The organism is Streptomyces sp. NPDC057702 (genome assembly GCF_042799315.1).
Taxonomy (GTDB): domain Bacteria; phylum Actinomycetota; class Actinomycetes; order Streptomycetales; family Streptomycetaceae; genus Streptomyces.
This window is the reverse complement of record NZ_JBHVJC010000001.1, coordinates 148,918-162,177: the sequence shown is the minus strand read 5'-3', so window position 1 is coordinate 162,177 and position 13,260 is coordinate 148,918. Positions and strand designations below refer to the sequence as shown.

Below are 13,260 nucleotides of genomic sequence, written 5' to 3'. Positions count from 1 at the left end.
AGTCCTCGTACGCGCCCCCGCCCATGCACCCATGCGCCCCATGTGCCGTCGCGGTGCTCCCCTCCCCGGCTTCGGCCTGGCCGTAACCCTTGGTGACAAGGGGAGTTGAGAGGGCGTGGAGAAGACCTTGGACGTCACAGCAAGTGCGCAAATCCCCCCGCAGCATGGCGAAGCGCTGCTCGACGCGGCCGTGCGGTACGCGGACGAGCGTCATTGGGATGTCCACCCGGGCACCTGGCTCCAGGTGGTCGAGGGGGGCGAACGGTGCTCGTGTCAGCGGGCCGACTGTGCCGCACCCGGTGCGCACCCGGCGCGGGCGGACTGGGCGGGCGCGGCCAGCGGCAGCGGGGTGGCCGCGCGCCGCATGTGGGGCAAGACCCCGCAGGCGTCGATCCTGTTGCCCACCGGGCGCAGCTTCGACGTCCTGGAGGTGTCCGAGTCGGCGGGCTGTCTGGCGCTGGCCCGCATGGAGCGGATGGGTGTGCCGCTGGGCCCCATCGCCTGTACGCCGGGTCGCCGGATGCTGTTCTGGGTGCTGCCGGGCGGCGCCTCGAAGGTGCTCGACCTGGTCCGTCGCATCGGCTGGCCGCCCGCCGCGCTGGACCTGGTCCCGCGCGGCGAGGGGGACTACGTGGTGGCGCCGCCCTCCCGGGTGGGCTCGCGGGGCCCGGTCCTGTGGGCCCGGCACCCCACGTCCGCCAACCGCTGGCTCCCCGACGCGGAGGAGGTCGCCAGCGCGCTGGCGTACGCGTGCGGACGCGAGGCCAGCGTGGCCCGGCGCGGCTGACCGCCCTCGCCGCGCCCGCCGGTGGGCGCGGCGGAGAGGGGCCCGGACCTCCGTCGGCGGACGGCGGCCCATACGGCCCGGCGGGTCAGGGCGCGCGAGGGCCCGGTGGGGCACGGTGGGGTCACCGTGTCCCACCGGGCCCTCTTCTTTCGAGGCCGAGCCCCGGGCCTCGGGTGGACGCGGCGCCCGGTCGCGTCCGCCCTCGCCCCGCGCGGCCACGGATACGGCTACGACGGGGCTGGCGCGACGCCCCGCCGACCCGGGCGGGTCAGCGGTCGGGCCGGCGACCGTCAGGCGGCGACCGTCAGGCGCCGACCAGTGTCCAGAGCTGGTCGTCGTACCGCCGGTCGCAGGGGGTCTGGACGACGGGCTCGTTGTCGGCGAAGCCCCGGGCCACCAGGCACAGGCCGGTGTGTCTGTTCCGTATCTGGAAGCCGTGTTCGGTGGAGCTGGAGAGGTGGTCCCAGCGCTGGTCGCCGTACACCCCGCAGTCGAACTGCCGCGCGTTCTGACCGGTTCTGGAGGTCAGACACCTGCCGCTGTTGGCGTTCACCCAGTAGATGCCGTCAGGGCCTCCGTTGTACTCCCACTTCTGGTCGTTCCACGGGCCGCAGTCGGAGACGACGACGGGGTTCTCGTTCGCCGGGCCCCGCACCACGACGCACAGGCCGCTGTGCACGTTCGCGATCTTGTACAGGACCCTGGTGCCGCCGACCCCGTGGTCCTGGGCCACGGCCGCCGGCTGGGTCCCGGCCGCGCACAGCGCCATGGTCAGCGCGGCCAGGGCCGTCGCGATTCCCGTTTTCCGCATGACGTTCCACCTTCCGGAGAGCTGGACGAGAGCGTGCGCCCCCAGAATGGTGTGGACCAGAGCGCGACACCATGCCCGTACCGGCTTCGCCGCGTGATACCGCCACTCTTCGACTGATGTACGCACATCAGCCCCCGGCCCGCCCCCGCGCGTCCGCCCGTCCCGCCCCCGCGCCACGCACGCCGCCCCGGGCCCACGCGCCGCCCCGGCCACGCGCGCGGCGCGGGCCGCTCAGGCCAACGCCCGGCCGGCGGCGGCGATCAGGGCGTCGGTGGCGGCGATGGCCGTCTCGCGACGGGCCGACAGGTCCGCGTGGTCGGTGGCCTCGCGCAGGTCGAAGGCGGCGAGGGCGGCCGAGCGGGCCGGGGCGGCGAGGGCGGGTTCGAGGACGGCGACGGTGACCAGGGGGCCGGTCACGGCCGAGCGGGTGGCGTGCGAGGCGGTGCGGGCGGCGTCGACGGCCACCGGGTCCGCGCCGTCCAGCCGCAGGGCCACCCGGTGACGCAGGGCCCGCCGGTGGTCCCCGAGCGCCGCGACCAGTTCGGCGAGCGCGGTGCGCAACGCCTCCTCCCGCCGCTCGGCGCGGGCCGCCCGACGCGCGCCACGGTCGAGTCGGAGTTGGAGCAGTCCGGTGAGCGCGCCGCCGAGCAGCGTGCCGGCCACCGCGATGACGCTGGGCCACATCGCGCGGTCTCCTCGGGAGTTCGGGAATACGGGGGTACGGGGGTACGGGGTGGTGGCGCCGGCCGGCCGGGGCCGCGCCCCGTCGCCCCGCGCGCGAACATCCTGCGCGACATCCGGTTCCGCTGCCCAGCCCCGCCGCCCGGCCCCGTGGTGCGCCGGCCCCGGTGCGCGGGTCCACGACGGGACCCGGGTGCGCGGCTGGGCGGGAGCCACCTCGGGACCCGGTGCGCGGCTGGGCGGGAGCCAACGCGGCGCCGGGGAGCGCGGCCAGGGCTGGTGCGCGCGGATTCCCCCGGCCCCGGGCACTCGCGGACACGACCTGTCCGCGAGGCTTCCTAGGGTCGGGGCATGACACAGACGCGGAAGATCCTTGTCACCGGTGCCACCGGAACCGTCGGCCGGCAGGTCGTCGCCGAACTGCTCGCCCGGGGCCACGCGGTGCGCGCCCTCACCCGTGACCCGGCCGGCGCCGCCCTCCCCGCCGGCGTCGAGGTCGTACGGGGCGACCTCACCGATCCCGACAGCCTGGCCCCGGCCCTGGTGGGGGTGAGCGGACTGCACCTGATCACCTTCGGCGGGGCGCTGTTCGCCCCGCTGGAGACCGGGCCACGGATCGTGGAGCTGGCGCGGGCGGCCGGTGTGCGCCGGATCAGCGTGCTGCACGGCGGCGGGCCCTCGCCGCTGGAGGACGCGGTGCGCGCCGCCGACGGGCTGGACTGGACGGTGCTCATGCCGGTCGAGTTCATGGCCAACGCCCTGGAGTGGGCGCCGGGGATCGTGGCCTCGGACGAGGTGCGCGAGCCGTACGTGGACCGGCTCAGCGCCATGGTCCACGAGCGCGACATCGGCGCCGTGGCGGCGGTCGCGCTCACCGAGGAGGGGCACGGCGGCCGGGAGTACGTGATCACCGGCCCCGAGGTGCTGACCGTCGGCGACAAGGTGGCCGCCCTCGCCGCCGCCCGCGGCCGGGCCGTCCGGCTGGTCGAGCTGAGCCGGGAGGAGGCCGTCGAGCGGTGGCGGGCGGCGGGCCAGCCGCAGGAGGTCATCGACTTCATCGTCGCGGCGTACGGCGACACCCCGCTGGTGGGACGTACGGTCACCGACACCGTCGCGCGGGTCACCGGCCGGCCGGCGCGCACCTTCGCCCAGTGGGCCACCGAGCACGCGGCCGGCTTCGCGCCCGCGCCCTCCGACACCCCCGCGTAACCGCCGTGTGACCTGCGGGAACGGTCGCGAAGGCCGGCTCCGGGCGGGCCGCCGTAGGGTGGACGGCGCACGGGGGCGACACGGACCTCCGGGCGTCGGCGGAAGGCGATTCGGTGGCATCGGAGGCAGCGCACACCAGCTCGGAGGCGGAACCGGCGGACCGGCGGACCGCGCCGGAGGTCGGGGCCGGGGCACAGGCCCGGGCCTCGGCGGGGCCCGCGTCGGGCGGCGCGGACACGCGGCCCCCCGCGGTGCGCGTCTCGGGGCTGTGGAAGCGGTTCGGGGAGCAGGTGGCGGTCGCCGGTATCGATCTCGACCTGCCCGCCGGCCAGTTCGTCGGCCTCGTCGGCCCGAACGGTGCCGGCAAGACCACCACCCTGTCGATGATCACCGGGTTGCTCCGGCCCGACCTGGGGCGGGTGGAGATCGCCGGGCACGACGTGTGGCGGGACCCGGTGGCCGTCAAGGCCCGGATCGGGGTGCTGCCCGAGGGGCTGCGGCTGTTCGAGCGGCTGTCGGGGCGCGAGCTCCTGGCGTACACCGGGCGGCTGCGCGGTCTGGACGGTGACGAGGTCGACCAGCGCGCCACCCAGCTCCTGGACGTGCTCGACCTGGCCGGCGCGCAACACAAGCTGGTGGTCGACTACTCGACGGGCATGCGCAAGAAGATCGGGCTCGCGGCGGCGCTGCTGCACAACCCCGAGGTGCTGTTCCTGGACGAGCCGTTCGAGGGCGTGGACCCCGTCTCCGCCCAGACCATCCGGGGCGTCCTGGAGCGCTACACCGCCTCGGGCGCCACGGTCGTCTTCTCCAGTCACGTGATGGAGCTGGTGGAGTCGCTGTGCGACTGGGTCGCGGTGATGGCCGGCGCCAGCATCCGCGCCCACGGCCCGCTCGCCGAGGTACGCGGCGACGCGGCCTCGCTCCAGGACGCGTTCCTGGAGCTGGTGGGCGCGGGCGACCGGGCGCACGGGCACGACCTGGACTGGCTGGGCGGTGCCCGATGAGCGTCCCGCCCCCGCACCGACCCGCCGACCCCGCTTCGTCCCACGGCGGTTCGGCGGTGGCCCAGGCGGCGCCGGCGGCCCCGCTCGCGCAATCCGCCGGCGGCGGGACCACCGCCCCCGCGACGGCCTCGGTCGGCGTGCTGGTCCCGGTCTTCGTCGCGCTCAAGCTCGCGCTGCTACGCAACGGGCTGCGGCAGTCGAGCCGGCGGCGGACCGCGTACATCGCCTCGGTCGTCCTCGTCGGTCTCGTCGCGGCCCTCCAACTCCTCGGCCTGATCGCGCTGCGCGGCAACGAGCACGCCACGTCCCTGGTCGTCCTGCTCACCGCGGTGCTCGCGCTGGGCTGGGCCGTGATGCCGCTGCTCTTCCCCGGCGGCGACGAGACGCTGGACGCCACGCGGCTGGTGATGCTGCCGCTGCGGCCTTCCGCCCTGGTCGTGGCGCTGCTGGCGTCCTCGCTGGTGGGCATCGGCCCGTTGTTCACCCTCGCGCTCGCGGTCGGTTCGGTGGTGGCCGTCGCGCACGGTGGCGCGGCGGCCGTGGTGGCCGTACTGGCCGTGGCGCTGACGATGCTGGTGTGCGTGGCGCTGGCCCGGCTGGTGGCCACCGCCAACATCCGGCTGCTGACCAGCCGCAAGGGCCGCGATCTGGCCCTGTTGAGCGGCCTGTTCATCGCGGTGGGCGCGCAGGCCGTCAACCTCGGCACCCAGAAGCTCTCCCAGGAGGGCGGGCTGGAGTCCCTGGAGCCGCTGGCCGACGTGGTGCGCTGGGTGCCGCCGGCGGCGGCGGTGGACGCGGTGGGATCGGCCGGCGACGGGGCGTACGGGACGGCCGTGGCGCAACTCGCGCTCACCGGCGTCGCCCTGGTGGGCCTCCTGTGGTTCTGGCAGCGCGCCCTGACCGCGCTCATGACGGCACCCGACTCCTCGACCCTTCAGGTCGCCGAGAAGAGCGCGGGCCGCTCCGACGCGCACGGCCTGGCCCGGCTGCTGCCGGCCGGCCGCACCGGCACCGTCATGCTGCGGACGCTGCGGTACGCCTGGCGCGACCCGAAGACCAAGGCGAGTTGGGCCACCGCGCTGGGTATCGGGCTGCTGCTGCCGGTGGTGCTGGCCGTGCAGGGCGGTGGCAGCGTGTACTCGGCGTGCTGGTCGGCCGGGCTGCTCGGCCTCCAGATGTACAACCAGTTCGGGCAGGACTCGTCGGCGTTCTGGATGGTCGCCCAGACCATCGGCACCCCGCGCGACGCCTATCTCGAACTACGCGGCCGGGCCCTGGCCCTGACCCTGGTCACCCTGCCGTACGTGGCGCTGGTGGTGCTGGGTTCGGCGGCGCTGCTGGACGACTGGGCCGCCCTGCCGGAGACCCTCGGCCTCTCGCTGGCCCTGCTCGGCGCGCTGCTGGCCACCGGCGCGGTGGCCAGCGCCCGCTACCCGTACTCCATCCCGCAGGACAGCGGCCACAAGAACGTCGTCCCCGGCCAGGCCGGTCTGGCGTGGATCTCCATCCTGAGCGGCATGCTGGTGGGCGGCGCGCTGTGCTCCCCCGTCGTGGGCCTGACCATCTGGCTCCACGTCGCCGGCCACCACGGCCTGCTGTGGCTCGTCCTGCCGGTCGGCGCCGGCTACGCGTACGTCGTGGCCCGCGTCGGCCTCCGCGTCGCCGCCCCCCAGACGGTGGCCCGCCTCCCGGAGATCCTGACGGCCGTCAGCAAGGGGTAGTCGGAGCGGGGTGACAGGCGGGGCCCGCGCGTCGGCGCGGGCCCCGCCTTCGCGTACGGGCTCCGCGTACGGGCTCCGCACCGGGGACGGCCGCCGGCCCTGGTGAGCCGCGAGGGAAACCGTGGGCGCGTGGGGCGCGTGGTATAGAGACGCGGGATCGGGGACCCCCGCGTACACGGTCCCCAGGAGAACGACCGGGAGGTCCGCGTGGGGGTACGGGATCGCATACGAGGTGTCGGCGAGGCGGTGACCTCGGCGGCGGCGAACGTCGGCCGGGAGGTCGTCAGTCGGGGCGGCGACGCCCGCCGGACCGGAGCCAACGCCTCCGGTGAGTGGGTGCTCGGCGTGCTGGGCGCGCTGCCCGCGCCGCCGGCGCCCGCCGAGCGGGAGTGGGAGTTCTCGTTGGGGGCGCTCATCTGCCAGCACCCCCGCGTGCCCGCCGTCACGGCCAGGGCGCTGGGCGGCCTGGACGGCCTGGGGGCGCTGCGGTTCGGGCCCGAGTCCGTGGGCTTCGACGGCGAGGACATCCCCTGGAAGAAGGTCACGGGGCTGCGGCTGCACAACGCGTTCAGCTCCATGACGACCGAGGGGCTCGACGCGGAGGTGGACCGGATCCGGGAGGTCCTGCCGCCGCTGCCCGGGCGCAGGTGGGCGGTGACCAAGGTGGTCGAGGGCCTGGCCACGGTGGTCCTGGCGGCTCTGGAGCAGGCCGCCGACCAGCGGCTCGACGGTGTCGACGTCGCCTGCGAGGTGACGTATCGCGGGGCGCTGGGTCGGGAGAGGTCGCTGCGCGCCAACCTCTTCACGACGGCGCTGCTGGCCCATCAGGTCGATGTCGCCCACAGTCTGATGGTCACGGCCCAGGCGGCCGGCGTCCCGGTGATCCCGGCCGACCCCGCCGCGCTGGACGCGAGGACGGTGGAGCGGGTGCGCGCGCTGCGCGAACGCACCGACGCGATGGCCACCGAACTCCGCGAGCAGAGCGCCGAGGACACCCCCGCCGCCCCCGCACCGGCCTCTCCTTCGACCCCGAACGGCCCGGCCCCGGACCACTCGTCACCGAACGGACCGTCACCGTCCGGGGCGCCACGGTCGTAGCGGTGACGGGCCGGCCGCCGCCGGACCGTCGCCGCCCGGGGCAGTGCTGTCTCCTGGGGTGGTGCCGTCCTGGGGCGGGGTCGTCCTGGGGCGGGGTCGGCGGCCAGAGGCGTAACCGCCGGCCCCGCCGCCCGCACGCTCCGCCGGTCGGGAGCCGCCCAACCAACCGGCCGGGAACGTGGGGGCGCTGGGCCGATCAGACGGAGGGCTGACCGGCCCAGCGGGGAAATAGTCCCCCGGCCTCGGCGTGCGCACAATTGTCACGGGAGGCATTGCCGTTTACGGCAACAGGTCGGAACGGTATCGATATCCGATCAGGGCGGCCTGCAACCTGGATTCCACGCCGAGTTTCCGCACGATGTTCGCCACGTGCGCGCGCACCGTCCGCTCCGATATACACAGCTCGTGAGCCATATGCGCGGCCGGCAGCCCTTCCGAGAGCCTCAACAGCACTTCGCATTCGCGCCGGGTCAGGCTCGCGACCCTGGCGAGCATGTCCTCGCCCTCGCGGCGCCCGGACGTCAATTCGGATACTCCCATGCTGTGCATCCACCCTCCCTACATCCGCTCTCACCATAGTAAGCAGCGCGACGAACCGGGCCACGACCACCTCACTCACGCCCGGCAAGTGACACAGCTCACCGCGCAATTGACTCCACCACGCGTGTCAGCATCGCGGCGATAGGGATTCCCTTTCATCATTCACTCCCCGGGAAATACGTCTGCTTAGGATACGGACCGGAAGGAGTTCGCCATGCGCGTGGAACAGTTGGAGTACCTGGCAGCGGTGACCCGGCTGGGGTCATTACGTCGCGCGGCGGACGAACTGCACCTCTCCCAACCCGCGCTGGGCGAAACCCTGCGCAACCTGGAACGGGAACTCGGGGTGGAACTGCTGGACCGTCGACGTTCCGGCACGCGGATCAGTGACGGCGGGCGGGAACTGCTGCCCCACGTCGCCGATGTCCTGGCGGCGGTCGACCGGTTGCGGCGGGCGGCCCGGGACCGGCAGGGCGCCGACCGACCGGTGCGGCTGGGTACGGTCAGCGCGGCCACGTTCTCGCTGCTGATGCCGGCCATCCGGGAGCTGCGGGCCGCCCATCCGCTGACCCGGGTGGACGTGGTCGCGGGCCAGCAGGACGCGATTCAACAGCACCTCTCGGAGGGCGGGTTCGACCTCGGGCTGGTCAGCTACCTGCACGGTGAACAGCCCCCGTCGGGTCCGCACACCACGGAGCTGTTGCGCGGGCGCCCGGTGGTCTGCGTGCGGGGCGACAGCCCGTTGGCCGCGCGGGGGGCGGTCACCGTCGCCGACCTGCTGGCCCACCCGCTGATCGTGATGCGGGCCGGTTACGCCATGCACGGCTACGTGCGCAGGCTCCTCGCCGGCCGCGACCCCTCCCCCTCGTACGCGACCGACGGCCCCGAGATGGGCAAGCTGATGGTGGCCGAGGGGCTGGGCGTGACCGTACTGCCCGACTACAGCGTGGTCGGCGACCCGCTGGAACGTAGCGGGCGGATCACGTGCCGACCGTTGGCGGGCGACACGACCGAGGTCCGGGTGCTGATCCAGCGTCGGGGCGCGGACCTGCCCAGGGCGGCGCGTGACCTGCACGCGATCCTCGTCCGCCGGGCCACGGAGCGGCGCGTGCGCCAGCCCGCACCACCCCCCGGGCCGCCACCACCCGAGCCGCCGGCCGCCGGCCGCCCGGGCGGCCGGCCACGCGGTCGGGGGACGCGCTGACGCACCGCGACCACGGTCCCCGCGACCGCGCGCCGGGCGAACCGGCGATCAGAGCGCACCGGCGATTCAGAGCGCATCGGCGATGGGGGTGGAGGAGGCGAGAGGGAGCGGCCAGGTCGGGAGAATGACCACGGCGGGGGCCCGATGCGGCGCATTCCGGAGCGTCAGGCGACGCCGGAGAACACGTTCTCCGGCGTCGCTGTCATTCTTTCCCGGGTACGCGCGCGCTTTCCCGGATGTGCGCGCACTTCGCCCAGGCAGCTCGGGAGATCTCGTGGTACCGGGGCCCATTGGCCCGTGGCGAACTGTTCTCCTCGGTCCGCGCCGAGGACGCTCCGCCGGCGCGGACCACGAAGTCCGCGCTACCGCGGGGGTGAGGGCCGCGCCCACGGTTGTTCACCCGGCAGGAGCGTTCGCCACTGCCGCCTTTGTCGTTTCCCGACTCGTGAGGGGGGCAGCCGTGCGTTCTTTGGCGGGAATCACGGCTGCCCCCGTGTCCACTCCGGCAGGAATCCAGCGCGCGGTATCCGCAGGCCGCTCGTGGCCTGATGGGGCGGATACCGCGGGACGCGATCGCGCTGGACGGTCCCGGAGTGGAGGTGGCGAGCCGATCGAATCGGGGGATGTGCCGATCAGCTCGCTGGAACAACCATCGCCGGAAAGGGCGCCGGGCGCAATTGTCATTCCCGGCATCGCCGCTGGCGACAATCGCGCCCGTGGACCGAGCTGAAATAGGGACACCCGGTCCTGGCCCGCCGGGAGTTCACGAGACCGGAACAGGCGGAGGGCTCGACCGCTCGCGCGGTGGGGGAATTCCGACGAGGGCGCCGGGCGGGCGCCGACCGTCACGTGGCCACCAGAGCGGGGGTGCGCCCGACGGACGGAGTCGCGTCCGGGCCGAGGCGGCCACGGCCCGCCGGCGGGGGACACGCGCCCTGGCGAGGCTGGGCCCGGGGCGGGGCTGGGCTCGGGGCGGGGCTGGGCCCGGGGCGGGGCTGGGCCCGAGGCGGGGCTGGGCCCGGGGCGGGGCTGTGTCCGAGGGCAGGGCTGGGCCCGGGGCGAGGCTGTGTCCAGAGGGCGGCGCTGTGTCCGAGGGCGGCGCTATGCCCGCTGGTGGGGAGCGAGTGCGCCGACCAGGGCTGTGAGAAACGCCTGCGGGGCGCGGCTGGGGATGGTCAGGGCCTCGCCCTGGCGGGTGGTGACGATGACGCTGTCCATGCCCATCGGCACGGCCCAGCCGCCGCCGACCAGGCGCGGCGGGCGCTGACCCGGCGTCATGGCCGGGTGGGCCGCGAAGGGGCGGCCCGGCGGCTGGCGGGTGAGGTCCAGCGCGGCGGCGGCCGAGGCGGGGTCGAGGTCGGTGAGCGCGAACCGTTCGCGGCCGACCCGCAGGGTGGTGTGGTCGAGGTCGATGCGGTTGTAGACGTACTTAGAGATCGGGACGCTGGTGAACGCGAAGAGCAGGAGCAGGAACAGCGCGGAGACCGCGAGCCACGGCCCCAGGTCCGCCGGCAGCGCGTCCACGGCCATCCAGGCGACGCCGACGACGTAGAGGGTGACGCAGATCAGGGTCCAGACCTTGGACGGGCGCTCGCGATACATGCGCTCGATGATCGACAACGGGTTTCCCCCTGGCAAGCGCCCGCCCGCCCCCGCCGCGATGAGATGAGCCACACGAGGCCGCTTCCCGCGCGTCGCGGGCCCGTTGGCCCGCGCCGGGCACGGCGGTCGCTCGCGGCCGAGGCCGGGGGCCCGCCGTGGCCGGCGCGCTCAGGCGGGGAGGACCGTCTCCAGAAACGGTTCGACAACGCGCCGCCAGCCCTCCGGTTGGTCGTAGTGGACGAAGTGGCCGGCGTCCGACACCTCCGCGTAGGTGCCGCGCGGCAGCACGCGCACCATCTCCTGGGCCTCCGCGCGGCCCAACTCGCCGTCCAGGCCGCGCACGACCAGGGTCGGGCACTGGACGAGCGCGAGCTCCTCCCAGTGCGCGTCGTGCACCCAGGTCTCCCGGGCCAGCAACATCTGGCGGCGGGAGAAGACCGGGCGCCAGCCGTCGGCGCGCTCGGACATGATCTCGGCGAAGAACTCGCCCCGCGCCGGCCGGGGGCGCTCCAGCCACGGGTCGCCCTCGCCGAACCACGTGCGCACGTCGGCCAGCGTGGCGAAGGGCACCGGCCAGGACTTGAACCACGCCGACCACTCGTGCTGCGAGGCGGCGCCCAGGGCCGAGGCCCGCATGTCGCAGATGACCAGGGCGCGCACCAGGTCGGGTCGGCGGGCCGCGAGCTGCCAGGCGGTCAGGGCGCCCATGGAGTGCCCGATCAGGGTGACCGGGCCGAGGCCGAGCTGCTCGACGGCGGCCTCGGCGTCCGCCACGTACGCCTCGCGCGTGAACGGGCCGTCGGACGGCTTGTCGCTGCGGCCGTGGCCACGCTGGTCGAGCGCGACGGCCCGATACCGGGTGGAGAGCCAGCGGGCGGTCTCCGCCCAGTGCGCGCCACGGCCCATCAGCCCGTGCAGTAACAACACGCCGGGGACCTGGTCGCCGGCTCGGCCGCTCTCCGCCTTGGGCGGATCGGCGTACTCCCACGCGGCGAGCCGCACGCCCCCGGCTCCGGTCACGTCCGTGCGCCGCACCATGTGTCCTGGCACCTCCATCCCTCCCTAGAGCAGCCCCACCGTATCGAACCTGCATTCGAACAAGCAGCTATCGGCGCGAACACCCCTCGTTCGAGTGACCGCGCTCGGGGATTGTTCGCCGCCCCCACGGGGAGACAGCTACACGGGGGCGGACTGCTCGGGGAAGGGAGTCCGCCGCGGTCGACCTTGAGAGCTCGGGGCTCCGGGTCGCCACAGGGGAGCGGGGAGGCGGGGCCCCGGCGGCCACGGCCGCCGGGGCCCTTGTGCTGCCGGCCGCACCGCGCGTGCCCGGGGCGCCGCGTGTGCCGCGCACCGCGCCGCGCGTGACACCTCGCGCGACCCACGGCAGGCGGGCGCGCTCCCCACGACCTTGACGGGCCCATCGGCCCCCCTCTCCAGCCCCGGAGACGCCGGGACGAGGCCCGCTTGCCCCACATCCCCGGTTCTCAACGCAACTCCGCGCATATGCGTCAGCGACAGCGTCGCACGCTGCGCGCCCGAACGTGCGGTTTCCGTCAACTCCGCTCCGGAAAAACCGCGTTGCCGCAGGTGAGCGGCGTGCTCGAAGGCCGGCAGCACCCGGGGCGGCTCCGGCGCGGGTTCCGCGCACCGCGCCCCCGCCCGCACCACTCCCCGCCCGCGCCGGCCTCCGCGGCGACCCCCGGAGGCGGCGTACGGGCGAGGCGTACGGACACGGCGTACCGGCGTGGCACACGGAGATGGCGCCGGTCCCCGCGAGGGGGCCGGCGCCATGTGGGTCCGCGACGCGGTGCTAGCGCTTGGCCACGAACACGTGCGAGGCGATGGCCGACTCCAGCTCCGCCGCCTCGCCGCTGCTGCCGACCAGGACGCCCCCGGCCGACTCGGTCACGCTGACCACGGCGCCGGGCTGCACTCCGGCCCGCCGCAGCGTGTACATGAGCTGGGCGTCCGTCTGGATGGGCTCGCCGATGCGGCGGACCACGACGGTCTTGCCCTCCGTGCCCGGCTCCAGCTCCAGCAGGCTCACCATGCCGGAGTCCAGGAACGGATCGGCCTCGGCCGTCTCGCCCAGCTCTTCCAGGCCGGGGATGGGGTTGCCGTACGGCGACTCGGTGGGGTGCCGCAGCAGCTCCAGCACGCGACGCTCCACCGCCTCGCTCATGACGTGCTCCCAGCGGCAGGCCTCGGCGTGCACCTGCTCCCACTCCAGGCCGATGACGTCGACGAGCAGGCACTCGGCGAGCCGGTGCTTACGCATGACGCGCGTCGCCAGGCGACGCCCCTCGTCGGTCAGCTCCAGGTGACGGTCACCGGCGACGGTCACCAGCCCGTCACGCTCCATTCGCGCCACCGTCTGGCTCACCGTGGGGCCGCTCTGGTCGAGCCGCTCCGCGATCCGGGCGCGCATCGGGACCACGCCTTCTTCCTCGAGCTCCAGGATGGTGCGGAGATACATCTCCGTCGTGTCGATCAGTCCGGACATGTGCGTGCCCCTCGATGTGTCGTGCGGTGGCCCTGGACTCAATTCTGACTCATCCCACAGACAACCGGGACTCGCGCGCGTGATCGACCCGTGTTCG

12 protein-coding genes are annotated in these 13,260 nt (G+C 74.6%); 6 read left to right on the top strand and 6 right to left on the bottom strand.

From position 1 onward, the window contains the following. Positions 1-115 precede the first annotated feature (115 nt). A complete protein-coding gene (locus tag ACFVFR_RS00690) occupies positions 116-787 on the top strand; it encodes a bifunctional DNA primase/polymerase (protein WP_383696485.1) in 672 nt (223 codons plus the stop codon). A gap of 304 nt (positions 788-1,091) precedes the next feature. Here the strand turns inward: ACFVFR_RS00690 and ACFVFR_RS00685 are convergent, their stop codons facing one another. Together ACFVFR_RS00685 and ACFVFR_RS00680 are read right to left on the bottom strand one after the other, a co-directional pair. Further along, complete coding sequence (locus ACFVFR_RS00685; RefSeq protein ID WP_383696482.1) at positions 1,092-1,598, bottom strand: RICIN domain-containing protein; 507 nt, start codon at positions 1,596-1,598, stop codon at positions 1,092-1,094. A gap of 231 nt (positions 1,599-1,829) precedes the next feature. Next, positions 1,830-2,282, bottom strand: a complete 453-nt coding sequence (locus tag ACFVFR_RS00680; RefSeq protein ID WP_383696481.1) for a protein kilB — start codon at positions 2,280-2,282, stop codon at positions 1,830-1,832. 348 nt (positions 2,283-2,630) lie between these two features. Here ACFVFR_RS00680 and ACFVFR_RS00675 point away from each other — a divergent pair, with 348 nt between their 5' ends. From ACFVFR_RS00675 to ACFVFR_RS00660, 4 genes are all read left to right on the top strand, one after another. Beyond that, complete coding sequence (locus ACFVFR_RS00675; RefSeq protein WP_383696479.1) at positions 2,631-3,488, top strand: SDR family oxidoreductase; 858 nt, start codon at positions 2,631-2,633, stop codon at positions 3,486-3,488. Positions 3,489-3,739: 251 nt separating this feature from the next. Next, entirely contained in the window at positions 3,740-4,495 is a 756-nt protein-coding gene (locus ACFVFR_RS00670; protein ID WP_383696793.1) for an ABC transporter ATP-binding protein, read from the top strand. Continuing rightward, entirely contained in the window at positions 4,492-6,216 is a 1,725-nt protein-coding gene (locus ACFVFR_RS00665) for a transporter (RefSeq protein ID WP_383696477.1), read from the top strand. The genes ACFVFR_RS00670 and ACFVFR_RS00665 overlap by 4 nt, the downstream gene beginning before the upstream one ends. A gap of 207 nt (positions 6,217-6,423) precedes the next feature. Continuing rightward, complete coding sequence (locus tag ACFVFR_RS00660; RefSeq protein WP_383696474.1) at positions 6,424-7,314, top strand: hypothetical protein; 891 nt, start codon at positions 6,424-6,426, stop codon at positions 7,312-7,314. Between the two features lie 279 nt (positions 7,315-7,593). On the opposite strand, the gene ACFVFR_RS00655 is transcribed toward ACFVFR_RS00660, so the two are convergent. Continuing rightward, entirely contained in the window at positions 7,594-7,863 is a 270-nt protein-coding gene (locus tag ACFVFR_RS00655) for a helix-turn-helix transcriptional regulator (RefSeq protein WP_383696470.1), read from the bottom strand. 205 nt (positions 7,864-8,068) lie between these two features. Here ACFVFR_RS00655 and ACFVFR_RS00650 point away from each other — a divergent pair, with 205 nt between their 5' ends. After that, positions 8,069-9,058, top strand: coding sequence for a LysR family transcriptional regulator (locus ACFVFR_RS00650; protein ID WP_383696468.1), 990 nt, complete (start codon positions 8,069-8,071; stop codon positions 9,056-9,058). Between the two features lie 1,101 nt (positions 9,059-10,159). On the opposite strand, the gene ACFVFR_RS00645 is transcribed toward ACFVFR_RS00650, so the two are convergent. From ACFVFR_RS00645 to ACFVFR_RS00635, 3 genes are all read right to left on the bottom strand, one after another. Next, positions 10,160-10,660, bottom strand: coding sequence for a hypothetical protein (locus ACFVFR_RS00645; protein WP_383696467.1), 501 nt, complete (start codon positions 10,658-10,660; stop codon positions 10,160-10,162). Positions 10,661-10,828: 168 nt separating this feature from the next. Beyond that, positions 10,829-11,698: an alpha/beta fold hydrolase gene (locus ACFVFR_RS00640; RefSeq protein WP_383696792.1), complete on the bottom strand. Its 870-nt coding sequence runs from the start codon at positions 11,696-11,698 to the stop codon at positions 10,829-10,831. A gap of 772 nt (positions 11,699-12,470) precedes the next feature. Beyond that, complete coding sequence (locus ACFVFR_RS00635) at positions 12,471-13,163, bottom strand: metal-dependent transcriptional regulator (RefSeq protein WP_383696464.1); 693 nt, start codon at positions 13,161-13,163, stop codon at positions 12,471-12,473. Positions 13,164-13,260: the final 97 nt, after the last annotated feature.

Excerpts from the sequence above, each read along its gene's own strand:
- ACFVFR_RS00685 (WP_383696482.1), bottom strand. The coding sequence starts at position 1,598 with ATGCGGAAAACGGGAATCGCGACGGCCCTGGCCGCGCTGACCATGGCG.
- ACFVFR_RS00680 (WP_383696481.1), bottom strand. The coding sequence starts at position 2,282 with ATGTGGCCCAGCGTCATCGCGGTGGCCGGCACGCTGCTCGGCGGCGCG.
- ACFVFR_RS00675 (WP_383696479.1), top strand. The coding sequence starts at position 2,631 with ATGACACAGACGCGGAAGATCCTTGTCACCGGTGCCACCGGAACCGTC.
- ACFVFR_RS00665 (WP_383696477.1), top strand. The coding sequence starts at position 4,492 with ATGAGCGTCCCGCCCCCGCACCGACCCGCCGACCCCGCTTCGTCCCAC.
- ACFVFR_RS00655 (WP_383696470.1), bottom strand. The coding sequence starts at position 7,863 with ATGCACAGCATGGGAGTATCCGAATTGACGTCCGGGCGCCGCGAGGGC.
- ACFVFR_RS00650 (WP_383696468.1), top strand. The coding sequence starts at position 8,069 with ATGCGCGTGGAACAGTTGGAGTACCTGGCAGCGGTGACCCGGCTGGGG.
- ACFVFR_RS00645 (WP_383696467.1), bottom strand. The coding sequence starts at position 10,660 with ATGTATCGCGAGCGCCCGTCCAAGGTCTGGACCCTGATCTGCGTCACC.
- ACFVFR_RS00640 (WP_383696792.1), bottom strand. The coding sequence starts at position 11,698 with ATGGTGCGGCGCACGGACGTGACCGGAGCCGGGGGCGTGCGGCTCGCC.
- ACFVFR_RS00635 (WP_383696464.1), bottom strand. The coding sequence starts at position 13,163 with ATGTCCGGACTGATCGACACGACGGAGATGTATCTCCGCACCATCCTG.